This is a genomic window from Variovorax multivorans (genome assembly GCF_051216835.1).
Classification (GTDB): Bacteria; Pseudomonadota; Gammaproteobacteria; order Burkholderiales; family Burkholderiaceae_C; genus Variovorax.
The window spans coordinates 1-19,320 of the sequence record NZ_JBPJZL010000002.1 but is presented as its reverse complement, the minus strand read 5'-3'; the positions used below and the strand labels follow the sequence as shown (position 1 = coordinate 19,320).

The 19,320-nt window shown below is 64.8% G+C and carries 18 protein-coding genes; 11 read left to right on the top strand and 7 right to left on the bottom strand.

What is annotated here, in order from left to right:
• The first annotated feature begins 113 nt into the window (after positions 1–113).
• From ACSFCA_RS03640 to ACSFCA_RS03630, 3 genes are read left to right on the top strand one after another with little or no spacing between them, the layout of a single operon-like run.
• On the top strand, positions 114–1,298 hold the full coding sequence (locus tag ACSFCA_RS03640) for an MFS transporter (RefSeq protein WP_435458677.1): 1,185 nt from the start codon (positions 114–116) through the stop codon (positions 1,296–1,298).
• Between the two features lie 53 nt (positions 1,299–1,351).
• Positions 1,352–2,821, top strand: coding sequence for a carotenoid oxygenase family protein (locus ACSFCA_RS03635; RefSeq protein WP_258350497.1), 1,470 nt, complete (start codon positions 1,352–1,354; stop codon positions 2,819–2,821).
• A complete protein-coding gene (locus tag ACSFCA_RS03630) occupies positions 2,818–4,266 on the top strand; it encodes an aldehyde dehydrogenase (RefSeq protein ID WP_435458676.1) in 1,449 nt (482 codons plus the stop codon). The genes ACSFCA_RS03635 and ACSFCA_RS03630 overlap by 4 nt, the downstream gene beginning before the upstream one ends.
• Before the next feature lie 11 nt (positions 4,267–4,277).
• Here the strand turns inward: ACSFCA_RS03630 and ACSFCA_RS03625 are convergent, their stop codons facing one another.
• Complete coding sequence (locus tag ACSFCA_RS03625) at positions 4,278–5,258, bottom strand: helix-turn-helix domain-containing protein (RefSeq protein ID WP_435458675.1); 981 nt, start codon at positions 5,256–5,258, stop codon at positions 4,278–4,280.
• Between the two features lie 287 nt (positions 5,259–5,545).
• Here ACSFCA_RS03625 and ACSFCA_RS03620 point away from each other — a divergent pair, with 287 nt between their 5' ends.
• From ACSFCA_RS03620 to ACSFCA_RS03590, 7 genes are all read left to right on the top strand, one after another.
• On the top strand, positions 5,546–6,364 hold the full coding sequence (locus ACSFCA_RS03620; protein WP_435458674.1) for a VOC family protein: 819 nt from the start codon (positions 5,546–5,548) through the stop codon (positions 6,362–6,364).
• A 10-nt stretch (positions 6,365–6,374) separates the two neighbouring features.
• Entirely contained in the window at positions 6,375–7,133 is a 759-nt protein-coding gene (locus ACSFCA_RS03615) for an IclR family transcriptional regulator (protein ID WP_258350493.1), read from the top strand.
• Positions 7,134–7,158: 25 nt separating this feature from the next.
• Entirely contained in the window at positions 7,159–8,850 is a 1,692-nt protein-coding gene (locus tag ACSFCA_RS03610; RefSeq protein WP_435458673.1) for a bifunctional 3-(3-hydroxy-phenyl)propionate/3-hydroxycinnamic acid hydroxylase, read from the top strand.
• Entirely contained in the window at positions 8,847–9,701 is an 855-nt protein-coding gene (locus ACSFCA_RS03605; protein ID WP_258350491.1) for a fumarylacetoacetate hydrolase family protein, read from the top strand. The genes ACSFCA_RS03610 and ACSFCA_RS03605 overlap by 4 nt, the downstream gene beginning before the upstream one ends.
• Positions 9,698–10,141, top strand: coding sequence for a nuclear transport factor 2 family protein (locus ACSFCA_RS03600; RefSeq protein ID WP_435458672.1), 444 nt, complete (start codon positions 9,698–9,700; stop codon positions 10,139–10,141). The genes ACSFCA_RS03605 and ACSFCA_RS03600 overlap by 4 nt, the downstream gene beginning before the upstream one ends.
• Before the next feature lie 137 nt (positions 10,142–10,278).
• Positions 10,279–11,271: a SphA family protein gene (locus ACSFCA_RS03595; protein ID WP_258350489.1), complete on the top strand. Its 993-nt coding sequence runs from the start codon at positions 10,279–10,281 to the stop codon at positions 11,269–11,271.
• A 256-nt stretch (positions 11,272–11,527) separates the two neighbouring features.
• The gene (locus ACSFCA_RS03590; protein WP_435476225.1) at positions 11,528–12,151 is read left to right on the top strand and encodes an SGNH/GDSL hydrolase family protein; all 624 of its coding nucleotides are present in this window, start codon (positions 11,528–11,530) and stop codon (positions 12,149–12,151) included.
• 93 nt (positions 12,152–12,244) lie between these two features.
• On the opposite strand, the gene ACSFCA_RS03585 is transcribed toward ACSFCA_RS03590, so the two are convergent.
• From ACSFCA_RS03585 to ACSFCA_RS03570, 4 genes are all read right to left on the bottom strand, one after another.
• A complete protein-coding gene (locus tag ACSFCA_RS03585) occupies positions 12,245–12,463 on the bottom strand; it encodes a hypothetical protein (RefSeq protein WP_435458670.1) in 219 nt (72 codons plus the stop codon).
• A 147-nt stretch (positions 12,464–12,610) separates the two neighbouring features.
• Positions 12,611–13,297, bottom strand: a complete 687-nt coding sequence (locus ACSFCA_RS03580; protein WP_435458669.1) for an RraA family protein — start codon at positions 13,295–13,297, stop codon at positions 12,611–12,613.
• Positions 13,298–13,313: 16 nt separating this feature from the next.
• Positions 13,314–14,300, bottom strand: coding sequence for a Bug family tripartite tricarboxylate transporter substrate binding protein (locus ACSFCA_RS03575; RefSeq protein ID WP_435458668.1), 987 nt, complete (start codon positions 14,298–14,300; stop codon positions 13,314–13,316).
• Positions 14,297–15,526 (bottom strand): pyridoxal phosphate-dependent aminotransferase, encoded by a 1,230-nt coding sequence (locus tag ACSFCA_RS03570; RefSeq protein WP_435458667.1) that lies wholly within the window; start codon positions 15,524–15,526, stop codon positions 14,297–14,299. Before ACSFCA_RS03570 ends, ACSFCA_RS03575 begins: the two co-directional genes overlap by 4 nt.
• A gap of 81 nt (positions 15,527–15,607) precedes the next feature.
• Between ACSFCA_RS03570 and ACSFCA_RS03565 the strand changes: the two genes are divergently transcribed.
• Positions 15,608–16,633 (top strand): LysR family transcriptional regulator, encoded by a 1,026-nt coding sequence (locus ACSFCA_RS03565; RefSeq protein ID WP_258350483.1) that lies wholly within the window; start codon positions 15,608–15,610, stop codon positions 16,631–16,633.
• A gap of 26 nt (positions 16,634–16,659) precedes the next feature.
• Here ACSFCA_RS03565 and ACSFCA_RS03560 read toward each other — a convergent pair whose 3' ends face one another.
• Positions 16,660–18,729, bottom strand: coding sequence for a histidine phosphatase family protein (locus tag ACSFCA_RS03560; protein ID WP_435458666.1), 2,070 nt, complete (start codon positions 18,727–18,729; stop codon positions 16,660–16,662).
• 221 nt (positions 18,730–18,950) lie between these two features.
• Positions 18,951–19,320, bottom strand: a 370-nt coding sequence (locus ACSFCA_RS03555) for an aldehyde dehydrogenase family protein (protein ID WP_435458665.1), incomplete at its 5' end; no start/stop codon positions are given.

The window sequence follows — 19,320 nt, the reverse complement described above, 5'->3', positions numbered from 1 at the left end:
GGGAAATCCCTCGGATCGCGGTGGCACGTCCAGTCAATGCCGTCGCAACGATGCCAGACCGCCCCGGTGGCATTTCCTACCCTTGCCTGACCCTCATTCATGGAAGCAGCGCAATGGACGCCTCGACAAAAATAGACAGCAGGACAACGATGTTCGCGCTGGCGATCTGCATGGTGACAGGCATGGGCACCATCCAGATGCAGCCCGTCCTCGGTGGCGCCCTGGTGGACCGCATGGGCATCGGTCTGCAGCAAATGGGAGTTCTGTTCGGGATCGAGCTGGTGTCGATGGCGCTGGCTTGCACGGTCGCGGCTTTTGGCGCACACCGGCAGAACCGGCAGCAACTCGTGCGGGTAGCCTTGGTCGTGCTTCTGATCGCCAGCGTCTGGAGCACGTTGGCAGAGAGCTTCGCGACGTTGTGCGTCGCGCGCCTGCTGGCGGGGGCTTCCGGAGGCGTGGTGCAGGCGGTGGTGTATGCCAGCACCGCCTTGCGTACCCACAAGGACAAGACGTTCGCGGTTCTCAACATCTGCATCCTGCTGTGGGGCGCAGCCTCCCTCGGCATTCTCCCGCCCGTGATCTCGGCCTTCGGTATTCCGGCGGTGTTCGCAGGTTTCGTCGTCCTTTGCCTCCTGAGCCTGGGCCTATGCGGAAGAATCCCCGCCCGAGCTCCGGCGAGCGGGCAGGGCGGCCCGGGGCGCGCCGCTGTCTACGCGCTGCGCACAGACAGCACTTTGCTGCTTGTCCTCGTGGTCCTTCTGTTTGCCGGGCATGGCGCTCTGTGGGTCTACCAGGAGCGCATCGGCAAGGCGATCGGCATCGCGCCTGATCACATCGGCATGATTCTGGGGCTGAGCGTTCTGTCTGGCGCGGTGGGCGCGGCGCTGGCCGGCATCGTGGGCCGGCGGATCAGTCATCGCTCGGCGCAGCTGATTGCATTTGCGGGCTCCATCCTCGCCACCTTGCTGATGGTCTACGGCACTGGCGTGGCTGCCTATGCGCTGACAGCCTGCGTGATCATGCTGGTGTGGTTCTTCGGGCTCACCTATCTCCTGGCCCTGACGGCTGAAATGGACCAGACCGGCCGCCTGCCCGGCCTCGCCAATGCCGCGATCTTCATCGGCCAGGCGCTGGGGCCGGCCGTCGGGGCGGTTGCGGTGGGCACCGGCAGCTTCAGGAGCGTCGGCTGGGCTGCCACTGCCATCTATGTGATCGCACTCGCTCTCTCCGTGGTCGTGACATCGCACCACGCGCGCTCTGAGCGCCACCGTGTGCGCTCGCCTCTCGGTTCCACCTGAAACCGGGGCATCCGTCCTCGTTCCCGTCCCTGTCCCGAAGTTCACTCTTGTCCATGCACAACGATTCAAGCACTCCACGCAATTTCCCTGCATTGCCGCATTTCACCGGGATGAATGCGCCCTCGCGCGTCGAATGCCAGATACAGGACCTGGAAGTCATCGGCGAGCTGCCGGCGGCACTCGAGGGCACCTGGTATCGCTGCGGCCCCGATCCGCAGTACCCGCCCATGCTGGGAGACGACATCTACATCAATGGCGACGGTGTCGTCAGCGCGTTCACCTTTGCGAATGGCCATGTCGACTTCAGGATGAAGTACGTGCGCACGCAGCGGTTCGAGGCCGAGCGCGACGTTCGCCGATCACTGTTCGGCTTGTATCGCAACCAGTTCACCGATCATCCTTCCGTGCGCGGGCTCGACCGGGGCACGGCCAATACGACGGCGTTCATGCATGCGGGCCGGCTGTTCGCGCTGAAGGAGGACAGCCTGCCGTACGAGCTGGACCCCCTGACCCTGGAGACCAAGGGCCGTCACGATTTCGACGGAAAGCTGCGCTCGCGCACGGCTACCGCTCATCCCAAGCGAGACCCGGAGACCGGCGAATGGGTGTTCTTCGGATACGAAGCGTCGGGCGACGCGAGCAAGAGCGTTGCCTACTGTGTCGCGGACAGGCACGGCACGCTGGTGCGGGAAGAGTGGTTCGAGGCGCCATACGCAGCCATGCAACACGATTTCGCGGTGACGCGCGACTACGTCATCTTCTCGGTCTTTCCGACGACCTGCGATATCGACCGCCTGAGATCGGGCGGAACCCACTGGATGTGGGACGGCTCGCTGGACACCTGGATCGGCGTGATGCGCAGGAACGGCCCCGCGAGTGACATGCGCTGGTTTCGCAGGCCGGCCTGCTATTCCTACCATGTCGCCAATGCCTTCAACGAGGGCAGCCGGATCACGATCGACCTCTGCGTCTCCGCGCGAAATGTTTTTCCCTACATACCTGCGGTGGATGGAAGCGTGTACGAGCCTGCGGCAAATGCTCCCTTTCTCACGCGCTGGAGCTTCGACGCCGAAAGTCCGGACACGTCGTTCGACGTGCGTGTCCTGAGTCCGATACCGGGAGAGCTGCCCCGGATCGACGAGCGCCTGTCGATGCGTCCGCATCGCTTCATCTACTACGGCGGAATCGACCCCGCCCGAAGTCAGCTCGTGGCGGGACCGATCGGGCTGGGTTCGAACCATCTGGTGCGCGTAGATACCCGCAGCGGCGACGTCAAGGCTCTCTTCCTGTCCGACACGACCACATTCCAGGAGCCTCAATTGGTGCCCGTCCCCGGGGCGGAAGGGCTGCTGTTGGCTGTCGTGGACCACCACGACACGGCACTGGCATCCGTGGTCGTGCTGGACGCCGCCGACATCGAAGCCGGACCGATTGCGCAGATCAAGCTGCCGATCCGGCTGCGCGATGCCTTCCACGGCGACTGGGCTCCCTTCAATCCAACGACCATTCAGGAAAACAGATGAACATTGTTCAACTTCAGATTCAGGGGGAGCTTGCCCCTGCCCGTTCAGGCGCAACGTTTCAGCGATGCAACCCGATCACCAGGGAGGTGGTCACGACGGCGGCGGCAGCAGCACCCGAGGACGCCGTCGCGGCGGTTGTCGCGGCCGAGCGGGCCTTTCCAGCCTGGGCGCGAACCGGCCCCGCCGAAAGGCGCGCGATGCTGACGAAAGCGGCCGACGAACTGGAGCGCGACCTGCCGACCCTCGTCGCCACCATGATGAGCGAGACCGGCGCCAGCGAACTCTGGGCCGGTTTCAACGCCGTCACTGCGGTGGGAATACTGCGTGAAGCAGCGGCGCTCACGACCCAGATCAACGGTGAAATCATTCCTTCGGATCTTCCTGGCAATCTGGCGCTTGCCGTGCGCCAGCCCGCCGGTGTCTCCCTGGGCATCGCGCCCTGGAATGCGCCCTTGATTCTTGGCGTGCGCGCGATTGCAGTGCCCCTCGCATGCGGAAACACCGTGATCCTCAAGGCGTCTGAAGCCTGCCCGGCAACCCACCGGCGCATCGTCGATGCGTTCTCGCGTGCCGGTGTTGCGCCCGGTGTCGTGAACTTCGTGAGCCACGCCCCAGCCGATGCAGGGCCTGTCGTTGACGCCATGATCTCGCACCCCGCTGTGCGCCGCGTCAACTTCACCGGCTCCACCAGGGTCGGGAAAATCATCGCTGTCAAATGCGCGGAGCACCTGAAGCCGGTGGTGCTGGAACTCGGCGGCAAGGCGCCGCTTGTGGTGCTCGACGACGCCGACCTCGATCAAGCCGTGGACGGCGCAATCTTCGGCGCCTTCCTCAACTCGGGCCAAATCTGCATGTCCACAGAGCGGATCATTGTCGATGAGTCCATCGCCGATGAATTCGTCGAGCGGCTGGCCAGGAAGGCGCGCTCGCTGACTCCCGGCCCGGTAGGCTCCGGCGCGGCACTGGGCTCGGTCATCGACATGGCGACAGTGGATCGCTGCAACATGCTGCTCGACGACGCGCTGGCCGCGGGCGCCCGCCTGCTGTGCGGCGGTCGCGCGGACGGCACGCTCATGGTGCCGACGCTCCTCGATCACGTCGCGCCAGGCATGAAGATCTACGGCGAAGAGTCCTTCGGTCCCATCAAGGGCATTGTCCGGGTCAAGGGCCTGGAAGAAGCGGTGCGCTGCGCCAACGATAACGAGTACGGCCTGTCGGCCGCGGTATACGGCCGCGACATCGCGCGCGCGATGCAGGTCGCGCAGCGCATCGAGTCCGGCATCTGCCACATCAACGGGCCCACGGTGCATGACGAGCCCCAGATGCCGTTCGGCGGCGTCAAGGCCAGCGGTGTCGGCCGGTTCGGCGGGCGCTCCGGAATCGACGCATTCACGGACTTGCGCTGGCTCACCGTACAGACTTCGGCCCGGCACTATCCGTTCTGAAAGCCCGTGGCCTACTGCGCCAGCCGGTAGGCTTTCGGGGAGACGCCGAGGCTGCTCCTGAACGCCCTGCTGAAATGCGATGGACTGGAGAACCCCCAGTCCATTGCAATGTCCGTGACGGAGCGCAAGGCGTTGGTCGGGTTCCTGAGTGCGCTTGCGCACTGTGCAACGCGTCGGCTCCAGATGTACTCGGAAACGGAACCTTGAGGATCATCCGAGAACGCGCGGTGAACACTGCGCACGGAACAGCCGCAGCCTTGCGCGATCATCTCGACGCAGAGTCCGGGCTCGGACAGATTCTTGTCGATGAAGGCCTTGAGCTTGTTGCGCTGGGTGTCGCGAATCGTGTCCTTGCTCGAAGTCATGCACCGCTCCTGCACTGCGTGCCAAGCGAACGATGCAATGGCATCAGCCAGGACACTGGCGGTTTCCGACGGCAGCCGGTCGAACTGTCCATAGGCCTCGCCGAGCATGGTCTGCACCAGCCGCGAGGATCCCTTCTTCCCGACACAACGCAGCGCGCGGCCTCGCGTGATCAAGTCGGTCAGCGCCGGATCGGAAGGCCGGGGCGGTGTCAGGATGATCTGGTCGCAACCAGACGGATGGTCGATTGCAAACGGCATCGCGGCATCGAGGATGCACCAATCGCCCGGCTCCAGCATTCCGCTGCGCCCGTCCTGCGCGAACACGGCGCAGCCCTTTTGCTGCATCACGAGCATCAACGGGCTGGGCGCATCTTCCAGCCGGGTGTACATCGATCGGGTAAATCGATGGGGCGTTGCAATCAGCCGGCAAAGCCCCGCGCCACCCAGCGTGCCGTATTCGAGACTTCCGCAGAACGCCTGGCCGGCCAGGGGCTCCCACCGGCCGGAGTCGCGGGCCCGAAACGACTCCGGCGTGCGCCCCAGATGCGTACTCACCAGGCTATGCCAGGCGGGCAGTCGTTGGGATGGATTCACCGCATCTACCGAAACGTGAGCGCGACTCGTCATGTTTGTCTCCTTCGTTTGCGGCGGCATGTTCTGCAGGCCATGGGGGCCGGTCAAGTGGTTTTCTCAGGAATTGCGAATTCAACGAGAGAAAAGGTGTTAACCCTTCCTTTTGCGGACAGCGCCGCGCCGTCCAGGCCAAGCCCCGGCTCGACGCACGCGGACATGAATTTCGCCGCGAATCCTGTTTCCGGAATCTGGCATCTGGATTCTCAGAACTTGAGAATTCTGTTTGTGCTTCGAGAGGCGGCAATCGATGATGCAGCCATCGAAAGATCAGGAGAGACAAGATGGAAATCGGTGCATCCCTCGCCGCGCTGGAGCTGTATTCAAGCAACCCGGCAGCGATCGCGGACTTCTATGCCAAGACCTTTCGGCTGCATTGCGACGGGACTGGAGGGTCAATCACCTGCAGCGCGAACAATCGTCGGCTGACGGTCTTCGAGGGGCAGTCCGGCCAATTGAGGCGGGCCGTTTTCCGGTTTCAGTCACCAAGCGATTTCGATGCTCATCGAATGCTTCTTTCAACGCGAGAGATCCGGTTGCTCGAGCCCGAGGCGAATCGCTACACCGTTGCGGACCCGGATGGCCGCCGGATCACCTTTCTTGCACCCGAAGTGGATCGAGCGACGCCGTCGGAAGACAGTCCTTTGCAAGCACGCCTTCAGCACTTTGCATTGCGCTCGCCTGCACCGGCGAAGCTGGTCGAGTTCTTCGTGGACGGCCTGGGGTTTGTGCTTTCCGACAGAGTGTTCGACGCCGAAGGCGACCTCACCGCTGCCTTCATGAGGACCGATTCGGAGCACCACTCGCTGGCGATCTTTCGTGCGCCGGAGGCGCGCTTCGATCATTTCTCGTGCGAGGCGCCGGATTGGCAACAGTTGCGCGACTGGGCCGATCACATGGCCAGCACCGGCACCGACCTGGCCTGGGGCATCGGACGGCACGGGCCGGGCAACGACACATTCCTCATGGTCCGGGATCCTGACGGAAACATGGGCGAGATATCTGCAGAGCTGGAAGTCTGTCGGGCAGACCGCCCCGTGGGTGTCTGGCCGCACCGGCCGCAGACCTTGAACCAGTGGGGCGTGGCCATCATGCGCAGCTGAGGCGCTCGCCATGTCCAAGACCAGCAACGTCTTGCAGGTCCTTCGCCTTTTCGGCGGAGTCCGCAAGCAACTCCGTGCTGCCGATATCGCATCCTTGCTCGGCGTATCGGCCGCAACGGCCTACCGCTACGTATCCGAGCTGGAAGAGGCCGGGTTCATCGAGGGCGCGTCGGCCGGCTACTACGTGCTGGGTCCGACGATCGTCGAGCTGGATCGGGAGATCCGGGTCAACGATCCCCTGATCGCTGCAGCTTCGGAGGTGATGCGAACGCTCTGCGAACGTGGTGGCGCCACCGTCATTCTCAGCCGGCTGCACGGCCACAAGGTGGTCTGCGTGAGGGAGATGCGGGGCCGCTACGGCCCCAGCACCGTGAGCTACGAACGGGGCCGCGCGATGCCGCTCTATCGAGGCGCGACTTCGAAAGTGATCTTCGCCCACATGGCTTCGGCCGAGATCGCCTCGATCGTGCAGCGCGACGCGAGCGGGCTTCGAAAAGCGGGCCTGCCGTCAACCCACGCAGCGCTGCTCGAATACCTCGCCGAAATCCGGGCCCGGCCCGTCTACGCAACTGCGGGCGAGGTCGACGCGGAGGCGATGGGCTGGGCAGTCGCCCTTCATCACGGCAAGCATCTGCTCGGAAGCCTGAGCGCGATCTATTCGACGGCGACGCCTGAGGCCGCCAGGGCCAGGGTCGGCGATCAACTGATTCGCGCAGGGTTGCGAATCGAGGGCCGCATCGAAGCCCATGGACCCACGGGGCAGACATGAAGACAGAACGAAAGCGCAGACACGCATGACCGAAGCAAACTCATTCGACGTTGTCGTGGTTGGTGCGGGGCCGGTCGGCCTCACGTTGGCCAACCTTCTGGGCCAGTACGGCGTCAAGACGCTGGTGGTGGAGAGAAGCAGTCAGCTCGAAGCCGAACCGCGCGCCGTGACCCTGGACGACGAAAGCCTCCGCACGATGCAAGGCGTGGGCCTCATAGACGCCGTGATCCGGGATGTGGTGCTGGGCTATGGCGTGCAGTACTTCGACTGGCAAGGCAAGCCGCTCGCGTCCATCCAGCCGACACGCCAGGAGTACGGCTACCCCAAGCGCAACGCGTTTCGCCAACCCATGCTGGTGAAGACGCTGTTCGAGGGGCTGGGCCGGTTCAAGGACGTCGAAGTCCGGTTCGGCCATGAACTCCTTTCCATCGAACAGGATGCCCATGAAGTACGTTGCGAAGTGCGCCACGAAGGTGGTCCGAGCGTGACGGTTGCAAGATGGGTGGTCGCGTGCGACGGCGGGCGCAGCAAGGTGCGTGATCTCTTGAAGATCACGCTCGATGGCAAGACCTACCCCGAGCGCTGGCTCATCGTCGACCTGGCAGAGCGCAAGCTCCCGCTGCGCCACACGAGCACGTATTGCGACCCGCGTCGCCCCGCCATCCGGCTGCCCGGCCCGCGAGGAAGCCTGCGCTACGAATTCATGCTCCGGGAGGACGACCGCGACGAGGATGTCCTGAGCGAGCAGACGTTCCGTCGATGGATCCGCGACCGAGTGGCGCAGGACGCGGAACTGCCCCTGGTGCGCAAGGCCATCTACGGATTCCACGCCCGCGTGGCGACGCGATGGAAGGACGGACGCGTGCTGCTCGCGGGAGACGCCGCACACCTGACGCCGCCCTTCGCCGGCCAGGGGCTCAACAGCGGGATTCGGGACACCACGAATCTCGCCTGGAAGCTCGCTGCCGTCGTCCGATGGGGCGAGCCGCCAGCGCTGCTGGACTCCTACGAACCCGAACGCCGCCCCCATGCCGCGGCCCTGATCCGCATGGCATTGCGCATCGGGGCTTTCATGCAGCCCAAGACGGTCCCGGGTGCGTGGCTTGCGCAATCCGCGCTTCGCCTGGCCTGCCTGATTCCGGCCTGCCGCGACTACATCCTTCAACTGCGTTTCAAGCCCAAGCCGCAACTGCGGCAGGGCGCGTTCCATCCGACGGCCGCGCATCCCCGATCCGAATTGATCCCGCAGCCGGACGTCGAGCTGCAAACGGGAGAAGTCGTGCGCCTGGACAGCATGCTGGGGGAGGGCTTCGCCGTGCTCGGCTGGGATACGCCTGCATTCCGGGAACATGCTGCCTCGCTTCTGCCGAGCGGTCCGCCGGGGCGGGTCGTCGCGCTGCTCCGGTCCGACGAAGACTTCCTGCCAGGGCCGATCGACGCTTCGATCGTGGCTGTGCGCGATCGCAGCCGCGAACTGGAGAAGACGCTGGCCCGACACGATGCGGTCGCGCTGGTCATCCGGCCCGATCGCTACTGGTCACGGCTGATCAACCAGAAAACTCTTGCCTCCCCCGCGAGCAGCGTCGTCGCGTCTTCGACCATCAACCTTTCGATGCCGGCCGGAGTGCATTCGCGCAGTTCGTTCGGCAGCAAACCAATGGCTGCAACGACATCGTCAAGTCAGTCAATCTCAAACTCGATCAAGGCGAAAACATGAAATTCATCAGCTACCTGTCTGCGGGCGAGGCATCCTATGGAATGCTGCGCGGCGCATCCGAAGTCATCGATCTTCGCAAGCGGCTCGGTTCGCGGGCAAGCACCCTGAAGGCGCTGATCGAGACCGGAGAGGCGATGGCCCTGGCGCGCGCACATGCAACGGCCGATGCCGACCACGCGCTGTCCCGGCTCGAGCTGCTACCGCCGATTGCCGACCCGAAGACGATCGCGTGCGTCGGTCACAACTACGAAGCGCATCGCGTCGAAACCCAGCGTGATCCGACGGCACATCCGTCAATATTCCTGCGCGGGAGCGAGTCGCTCCAGGCCGCCGGCAAGCCCCTGCTGATGCCTCGCGAATCGACGCAGCTCGACTACGAAGGCGAACTGGCCGTCGTCATCGGCAAGAAAGGCCGCCGCATCCCCGAGGCCGATGCCTGGGACCATGTCTTCGGCGTGAGTTGCTTCAACGATGCGAGCGTGCGCGACTGGCAGCATCACACGCGTCAATTCACTCCCGGCAAGAACTTCCCGAAGACCGGTGGATTCGGCCCTTTCCTGGTGACCCTCGACGAACTCCCCGAGGACCGCACGCTCGACTTGCGAACGCGCGTGAACGGCCAGCAAGTGCAGCACGCGCAAACCGACCAGATGATCTTTCCCATCCCTGTGCTGGTGAACTACATCTCGACCTTCGTGACGCTTCTCCCGGGCGATGTCATCGTCACGGGAACGCCGGGAGGCGTGGGCGTGAAGCGCACGCCCCCGCTGTGGCTCAAGCCGGGGGATCGAGTCGAGGTGGAGATTTCCTCGGTGGGCCTGCTGGTGAACGGTGTGGTGCCGGAGGAATGAACGCGGACATCGCGCTGGTTCTTTCGCACGAGAGGCGGCGTTGCCGTCTCCTGGAGGAGGGCGATGTCGAGGCGGTTGCGGCGCTTCTGGATGACGAGCTTGTCTACGTGCACTCCACCGGTGTCGTGCACACGCACGCCGACCTGATGAATTTTCTTCGGGGCGGCATCCGCTATCAGCTGGTTCGGCGCCGTGCGCTGCGTGCTGTCCCGGCGGGCGATGCCGTGCTGCTCACGGGCTTTCTGCGCATCGAGGGGCGCCGCGCACAGGGCGCAGAAAGCTTCGGATCCAGCTCGTTCGTCTCGCAGATATGGGTGCCCGCCAGGGACACGGGATGGACGCTGCGGCTGTTCCAGTCGACCCGGGTCCCGGATGAGCTGTGGGAGTCTGCGCAGTCGCAGGAGGACTGCGCGCAGGTCCCCTCCGATCGATCGGGTTAACCACGACAAGGCGACGGCGCGTCTGGACAAGTGTGTCGCCGCCGAGCAAGCCACCTCGGCCTTCGATTCCTATCCTTCGAGTGTCGAAGCAATCCGCTTCGAACAATCGAGAGACCAAGTCTCGGAGGAGATGAGCGATGGTGAAGAAGTGTGTGCAGTCTCGCGGCTCCCTGCTCGCGGCGGCTGTGTCATTGGCGGTGACCACAGGCGTCGCGGCGCAGACGCCCAGCGTGAGCCAGCCGGCAGGACTCAACCTTGGAGCGACCAGCTTCTACGACGGCTTCACGGGGTCGCCTGGCTGGACCTGGCTGAGCTGGTTGAGGTACTCCTCTGCCAACGCCATCAAAGACAACAATGGCAAGAGCGTGCCGGCCTTCAGCAATCCGAAGATCACCAGCTATGTCTGGGCAAACCAGATCGCCTATTTGTCTGACACGAGCTTCGCCGGCTGGCGGCCGGGTTTCACCGCGATCCTGCCGACCGTTGCCCTGAACAGCAGCTTTGGTCCAGGGCAGTCATTGACGAACGGTGGAACCGGTCTGGGCGACATCACCGTAGGCGCCTTCATGCAGGCGGATCCAGTGCTCGCATCGGATGGCCGACCGCTCTTCGTGCAGCGCTTCTCGCTGGATGCAATCTTGCCCACAGGCAAGTACGACCAGCGAACGGACATCAACCAAGGCGCGGGCTTCGCGTCCATCAATCCTTACTGGGCAGCGACCTTGTTCCCGGCAGAGCGTTGGGAAGTCAGCTGGAGGCTCTACTACCTCTACAACTTCAGGAACAACAAGCCCGCCTCAAGCAACCCGCAGCAGTCGTTCAACGGTGCTCCGCTGGCGAGCACGCAAGCAGGGCAGGCAGCGTGGCTGAATTTTGCGGCGTCCTATGCGATCACGCCCTCATTCAGCCTTGGCATCAATGGCTACTACTTCCAGCAGGTCTCGGACAGCAAGGCGAACGGAACGACGCTGCCAAATTCCAAGGAGCGCGTGCTGGGCATCGGACCGGGGATGATGTGGCGCATCGACCGCGATACCGCGCTGTGGATCAACGCATATCACGAGACGATGGTTCGGGGCCGCACCAGCGCACCTCTCACGGCGCAGGTAAGGCTCGCGATCAAGTTCTAGGCGTCTTCCAGGCGGCACGGAGGCACTGAACTGGACCTTGCCATCCTGCCGCCGATCGCCGCCGTTCGCCGCCGCACAAGGGCTCCACATTTCCTCCTTCATTGCCCCCTAGCCTGAAGGGGTGCCTGATTCCACTCGTATTCCATCGTGGCGATCCACCCGGTCCAGAACGATTGCCATCGTCCTGGGCACGGCGCTGGCCACCGCCTGCTCGCAATCCCACGTGGCGCCTTCGGAGGATCACGCCAAGGGGCCCGTGACTTCGCTTGCAAGCCGCTCGGGTGATCGGCATGGAGATCTCCATCCGGGCCTCGCGGACGATTCCGTCGCTGCTGCCGCGAAGACGAACGCTGCCTGCAGCGTCGAGCTCTACGGCGACTCCATCCTTCATGGCGGTTACCTGGGCGACAAGCGGCTCGATGAGGCTCCGGCGGCCGCAATCCGTCGGATGCGTCCTCGATACCATGTGGTAGACCGCTCCGTGAACGGAGAAACAGCCAGCGCGCGATCGGCGGCTTTCGCGAACGAGGCACGCTCGGGCCGCATCGTGGTCATCGAGCACGGGCTCAATGACGCCATGCAGAACTTGCCGCTGGAGTCGGCCTTGCGTTCCATGGTCTCGACGGCCAGGGCAGAGGGCCGCGATGTGGTCTTGACGGGCTTGTCGCAGACGCTTGCCGGCGCCGACGTGCGCGCACGAGGCGACGCGACGGTGCGACGCGTGACAGCGGATCTCGCGGTGCCGTTCGCCGACTGGGGCAGCGTGCCGATGCGTCGCGGCGAGATGGCGGACATTCTTCATCCGTCCCAAGCCTATTCAACTCGACTCGTTGAGCGCTTGATCAAAGTGCTGGACAACCTTGCCCCCGAATGTGCTTGAGGGAGCGCCCTTGCGAGACGGGCCTCCTTGCCCGGGACGGGGAGTACTCAGGTTTCTTTGACCATTGGCGCCCGGGCGGCTAATACGATGCGGCTACTCCGGCGCAGCAGCAGGTGCCTGGGATTCCTGCGCCTGTTGCAGGCTTGGTTGCTGCGGTGCGTCGACCGGAGCGGCCGGCCCGCATGCACTGCGGTGTCTGATCGCGATGCCTTTGACGAGGTGGCGGGGCACGTGGTGTGTCCTTATCAACTGCGCCAGCGCCTCGCTGCGTGCTGGTTCGCATACCGGTAGAAACATGTGCAATGAGCTCATGGTGTCGTCCCGTGAACGCCAGAAAGAAAGCTCGGATCTGCAAGAAGGGGAAGGCGGCCTCTGGCGTGGCCGGCGGACATTATGAGCGCCTGAATTCCGCCTGCGCGAATCGCCCTCCCGGCATAGATGCCTTCGGTCGAACGGCTCCTACAGCGTCTCGTTTTCCTTGAGCACGCCCGCCTTGCGCAGGGCGGAGTCCAGCCACTTGGCCGCCGTATCGCCCTTCTTGATGGCCTCGATGCGCGCGGCTTCGTCCTCGACCTTCTGCTTTGCGGCCTGAAGAAGCGCCTCGACTCTTTCCCGCTCGACCACCACCACGCCGTCCGCATCGGCCACGACCAGGTCGCCTGCACGCACGGCCACGCCGCCCACGGACACCGGATGCCCGATGCGCCCCGAGGCCAGCTTCGTCGGGCCGTTGGGATTGGTGCCGACCGAGAAGACGGGAAAGTCCATCTCGTCGATCTCGACGCTGTCGCGCACCGCGCCGTCGATCACCACGCCGGCGATACCGACCTGTCTGCAGGCGTTCATCATGATCGTGCCCATCAGGGCAGCGCTCTGGTCGCCCTTGCCGTCGATCACCAGCACGTCGCCGGGCTTTGCCAGCGCGATGGCGGCGTGGATCATCAGGTTGTCGCCCGGCCGCACTTCGACCGTGAGCGCATTGCCGACGAGCTTCATCCGGTGGCGCAAGGCCTGGATGCGGCCGTGCAGGGCGCCCCGGCGGCCCGCTACGTCGGCAAGGATGGCAGGCTGGAACGCCGCAGCCTGTCGGACCAGATCGCAGGGAACGCGCTCGAAGTTGCGCACGATGTCAGGTAGCTGGTTCATGGTCTGTCTCGTTCTCTCATTCAGCCTTGACGTCGGCATCTTTCACCACGCGGCCCCACTTGCGCTTGTCCGCAGCCAGGAAGGCGCGGAACTGCTCGGGGGTGCTCCCTACAGGCTCCAGGCCATCCGCGGCGAGCCGCTTGGAGATCTCGGGCATCGCCAGCACCTTGGCAACTTCGCGCTGTATGCGGTCGACGACGGCCGGCGGCGTGTTCTTCGCCGTGCAGATGCCTGCCCAGGTCACGGGGTCGAAGTCGGGAACGCCGGCTTCCGTCACGGTCGGAATGTCGGGGAAGGCCGCCAGCCGGCGCGGGCTGGCCACAGCCAGCGCGCGGAGCTTGCCCGCGCGTGCGTACTGCATCGAGCTGACGGGCTGGTCGAAGATCATCGAGACCTGGCCCGCAATAAGGTCCGTCATCGCCTGGCCGGTGCCCTTGTAGGCCACGTGGACGATGTCGATGCCCGCGCGGCTCTTCAGCATCTCGCCCGCAAGATGCCCGCCGGTGCCCGTGCCCGAGGAAGCGAAGTTGAGCTCGCCGGGCTTCTGCTTGGCGTATGCAACGAGCTCCTTGACGCTCTTCACCGGCAGGGTCGAATTGACCAGCAGCATGTAGGGCGCGTTGACGACTTGCGTGACCGGTGCGATGTCCTTCTCGGGATCGAAGGGCATGCTCTTCAGGATGTACGGCTGGATCGACAGCGTTCCCGTGGTGCACATCAGCAGCGTGTGCCCGTCCGCGGGCGCGCCGAGCATGGCCGATGCCGCGATGTTGCCGCCGGCGCCAGGACGGTTCTCGACCAGCACCTGCTGCCCGAGCCCTTCCGCCAGCTTCGGCGCGATCAGGCGTGCCACGACGTCGTTGGAGCCGCCGGGCGAAAACCCCACGAGGATCTTCACCGGTTTCGAGGGAAAGGCATCTGCAGCCCACGCATGGGTGGCGCCAAGCCAGACGGTGCCCGCGGCAAGGGCCGGCAGCAGCTTCAGAAGAGGTTGGAGTTTCATTGCAGTTCCTGGTTGATGGCTTGGCCCGTGAGTTCGTCGCGCGCTCGCGCAATGCGGCGGCAACCTTCCAGCAGCTGCTCTGTGCTGGCGGCGAACGAAATGCGGAAATGCGTCGGCACGCCGTAGGCACTGCCTTGCAGCGCCGCCAGGTCCTGCGAATCGAGCAGGTGCATCACCCAGTCGTCGCTGCTTTCGATTGCGACGCCCGTGCGCGTGCGAAGACCGAACAGCGCGCTGCATGACGCGAAGATGTAGAACGCGCCGTCGGGCGCTGCGCAATGGATGCCGTCGATGGCATTGAGCGAGGCAACCACCATGTCGCGCCGCTTCTCGTATTCGTGCCGGTTCGAGGCAATGGTGTCCTGCGGCCCTGTGAGCGCGGCGACGGCCGCAGCCTGTGCGATCGAGTTCGGCCCGGAGGTGCTCTGCGACTGGAGCTTGACCATCGCCTTGACCAGCGCCGAAGGCCCCGCGCCATAGCCGATGCGCCAGCCCGTCATCGCATAGGCCTTGGAAACACCGTTCACCGTCAACGTGCGGTCCTTGAGGTCGGGCGCCACCTGGGCCATGGTGGCGAACTCGATGTCGCCATAGATCAGGTGCTCGTAGATGTCGTCGGTCAGCACCCAGACCTGGGGGTGGCGACGGAGCACCTCGGCCAGTGCCTGGAGCTCGGCACGCGTGTAGGTCGCCCCGCTCGGGTTGTTCGGCGAGTTCAGCATCAGCCAGCGCGTCTTGCCGGTGATGGCGCGTTCGAGATCGGCAGGCTGCAGCTTGAAGCCCGATGCCGCCGGACAGTCGACGAAAACCGGAACGCCGCCGGCCAGCAGGGCGATGTCCGGGTAAGACACCCAGTAGGGGGCCGGCACGATGACCTCGTCACCCGCTGCGACCGTGCACATGAGCGCGTTGAAGATCACCTGCTTGGCGCCGGTGCCCACGATGATCTCGCCCGGTGTGTAGGCCAGCCCGTTCTCGTTCAGGAACTTGCCGGCAATGGCTTCCTTCAGCACCGGCGTGCCGCCCACGTCCGTGTAGCGGGTCTGGCCGTCGGCCATTGCTCGGATTGCCGCTTCCTTGATGTGCCCGGGTGTCTCGAAGTCGGGCTCGCCCGCGGTCAGGCCGAGGATGTCCCGGCCCATCGCGCGCAGCTCGCGCGCCCTCTGGCCGGCCATGGAACTGGGAGATGGTTTGATTCGATTCAGGCGTGGTGCGATGTGAAGCATGCACGCAGTATCAAAGTCCGGCTGCTGCGGGACAAACGAGAAATCGGAGGAGCGCGGTATTCCTTTTTTTCCTGCAGAGCCATGGGCGTACATTCCGATGGCATGAACTTCACTTTCAAGCAGCTGGAGGCCTTCCTCTTCAGCGCCAAGCTCCAGAGCTTCAGTGCCGCGGCGGTGAAGCTGCACACCACGCAGTCGGCCATCTCCAAGCGCTTGGCGGAACTGGAGGAATCGCTCGGCGGCCCCCTGCTGCATCGCACCTCCCACGGCCTGGAGCTGGCCCAGGCCGGCCGGGAACTGCTGCCGCTCGCGGAAGAAGCGCAACGGCTCTGGCAGCGCATCGAGCACGACATCAGCCTCGACAAGACGCTGCGCGGCACCTTCCGGGTGGGCGTGACGGAGCTGATCGCGATGACCTGGCTCACGCGCCTGATCCAGCTGCTGCAGAAGCTGCACCCTCAGGTAACGCTGGAGCCCGTGGTGGACGCGGGGCTCACGCTCTTCGAGCGCCTCGAAGCCAACAAGCTCGACCTGACCATCATGCCCGGCATCTTCTGGGGACAGGCTTTCGAATCGATCAAGGTGGGGCAAGTCGACCAGGCCTGGATAGCGAGCCCGCGGCTCGACATTCCCGCGCGGGCACTGAAGCCGCACGAGTTTGCCGACTACCCCGTGATCGAGCAGCCCGCCGGCGCCTCGAAGAACAGGTTCTACGAAGCCTGGCGCGCGGAGCACGGCTTCCGCTTCGGCAAGGTCATGCTGACGAACAGCACGACCGTCTTGCGCGAACTGACGATCAGCGGCTTCGGCATCAGCCAGCAGGCGCTCGACTATGTGCGCCCGGACATCAAGAGCGGCCTGCTGCGCGTGGTGAAGAGCGACCCCATGCCGCCGCCGCTGGTCTACAGCGCGGTCTACCGGCGCGACAACTCCAGCCCCGCGCTGGCGCGCATCGTCGAGCTGGCCGTGAAGACCTGCGATTTCACCTTGCGGGCGAGCCAGCACGACGTGGCCCCGGCGCGCCCACCACGGGGCTCGGGCGCGACGCTGAGGCAACGCTCGCTGCGGCAGGGCGTGAAGACACCCGCCAGGAAGACCAGGAAATAGATGCGGGGAGATGCGGGGCTACTGGACTACTGGGCCACGTGCCCGTAGCAGGCCTTCAGGCCCGTGTAGTCGTAGTAGTGCGCCGTGCCCGCTGCCTTGGCGGTGTCGCAGGCCGCCTTGAAGTCGGTTTCCTTTTCGTTGTAGAGCATGCGCACGAGCAGCTTTCCGCCGCCGTCGGCGAACACGTCCCACTGCATGTTGGCCGCCATCGGCGAGACGTATTCGCCGCGCCACGTGTTGCTGTCGTAGCTGAAGCTGGAGGCCTTGGGCACGCTCTGGTCCACGCCCTTCAGGCCCATGCGCACCGCGAAGGGCATCATGATTTCGGCGTGCGTGAAGCGCAGCTTGGCCGCGTGCGAGCGGTCGCCCCTGGCGATCGCATCGACCTCGTTGAACATGTCGTCCACCAGGATCTGCGACATGCGCGAAGTGATATCGCCCTTCTCCGTCATGCCGGGACCCTTGTCGTAGAAGTCGGAGCCGTCGTTGAGCGCGGCGAAGAACTTCGCCTGCGCTGCCGGCATGTAGGCAGTGAAATCGACGCCGGCCTCGCCGCGCATCGCGGGTGCGATCACATACAGCTCGTACAGCAGGGCGCCCGCGTCGCCGGGCGACTTGATCGACGTCTTGCCGTCGCCGCTCAGGCTGGGCGCGAACTTGCCGTCGTCGCTCGTGTAGCTGAAGCTGCCGCTGTTGGAAAAGCTGTACGTGCCGTTGGCGATCTTGTCGACAAAGCTCTTGGCGAACAGGCGCTCCAGCAGCAGGCGGCCGGCAGCCGCGGCCTCGGGCGTGACCGTCAGGCCGCTCTGCTTGGCGAGCAGGTCGGCATCGTTGCTCTTGTAGTTCTGGTAGGCCAGACTGGCCTGGTACGTCGTATAGAGCGGATCGGTGGTGTTCGTCACCAGGTCGGTCGCCTTCACGAGCTTGTGGAAGTACAGCAGGAAGCGGTTGGTGCCCACAGGCTGGCTCACTGCAGTGCCGTTATCGGGGTAGGGTGCGGGTGCCGGCAGATAGGTCAGCAGCGGTGCCAGCGCAGGCTGAGTCGCCTTGAGCGACTGCACGAAGAAGTTGCCGCTGTCGACCGCGCGATCGACGCCGGAAGTCACCGTCACGATCTGGCGCGGGGCGGAGCCGGCGCTGTCGCCGATCTGCTTCCAGTAGGCCGGCAGGCGCTGAACCAGCCTTGCCGCGAGCTGCGTGTGCTCGTTGATGCCGACCTGCGTCTCGTTGCCGTAGCCGGGCGTGCTGATGCCGGCCACGCCATAGCCGAGCAGGAAGTTGGCTTTCATGATCTTCAGCACGTCGGGCCCGAGCTTCTCGCCCAGTGGCGTGAGGGCACCGTCGTCCTGCGCCTTCTTCCACATGTTGTAGACCGCAAGGTCGTACTTGAGGCCCGAGAGCCCGCGCGAACCGTGGCGCGCAACCACCTCGGTGTAGACCGGCGAGAAGCCCGCGGGCGCCACCTCGTAGGTGCTGACATCCTGCTGCGGGCGGTACGGCGCCTTGGTCTGGTAGTAGCGGTCGGTCAGGGCGGCGGCTGTTACCACCGCCTTGACGTCGTCAGTGTTCGCGGCCGATGCGAGCGCATCGCGGATGCGCTGCAGGCCCTCGTCGGACGCAGCCTTGAGCGCGGCCTTGGCAACAGGGTCGCTCTCGGTGTTGATGTCGCCGAGCAGCTTCGACGCGACCACACCGACAGAGATCGCCACCTTGCTTGCGGCGGTCTTGAAGTCGAGCCCGTTGGCTTCCATCTCCGCGACCACTGCGGTCGATTCGAAGTCGACGACGCCCGGTGCTTCCTTCGGCGCACGCAGCACGAGCGCTGAAGTCACCGGCTTGGAAGAGGGGATGGATGGATCGAGCTCCGTGGCATCGGTGCCGATCTCTGCCACGATGCCCGCGCCCGAGCCGGCGAGCGTGAAGCCGCCCTGCTTGTCCGATCGGGCGGACGGCTCGCCCGCATCGCAGCGGCCGTTGGAGTTGAGATCCAGGCAGACCCTGGCGTTGACGAAGTAGCTGCCGACAACCACCCCGCTGGTGGTCGTCGTGTTGCCCGGGTTGGTCGGCGTTGTCGAAGTCCCGGTGCCTGGGGGCAATGAGAAAGAAGAGCCGCTGTCTCCACCGCATGCACCCAGCAGGAGCGCGGAGAGACTGAGGCAAGAGACCGGCACGAGGGCCAGGGCGCGGCGAAGTGGGGAAGTAGGCTGCATGAGAGTCACGGACGAGCGAAAGGGGTGGAGCTTTCAGTGCGTGCGTGACATGAGGGTGACTGGTGGAGCGCGGGAGAAGGTGGTCAGGTCCCTGTCAGATGCGGCGGCTACCACGGCAACGAATAAGTCTTGGTATTGGTAAAGCTCTTCATGGCCTCGAGCACGCCTTCCTTGTACCCCAGGCCCGAGTCCTTGATGCCGCCGAAGGGCGTGAGCTCCAGGCGGTAGCCCGGCACCTCGCGCACATTGACGCTGCCCACGTTCAGCTCTCGGATGAAGCGCGTGATGTAGTCCATGCGGTTCGTGCACACCGCAGACGACAGCCCGTAGGCCGTGCCGTTGGAGATGCGGATCGCGTCTTCGATCGTCTTGAAGCGGATCACCGGCGACACCGGCCCGAAGGTCTCGTGCTTGGCCACCGTCATCCCGGGGTCCACATGGTCGAGCACCGTCGGCGAATACAGCGCGCCGCTGCGC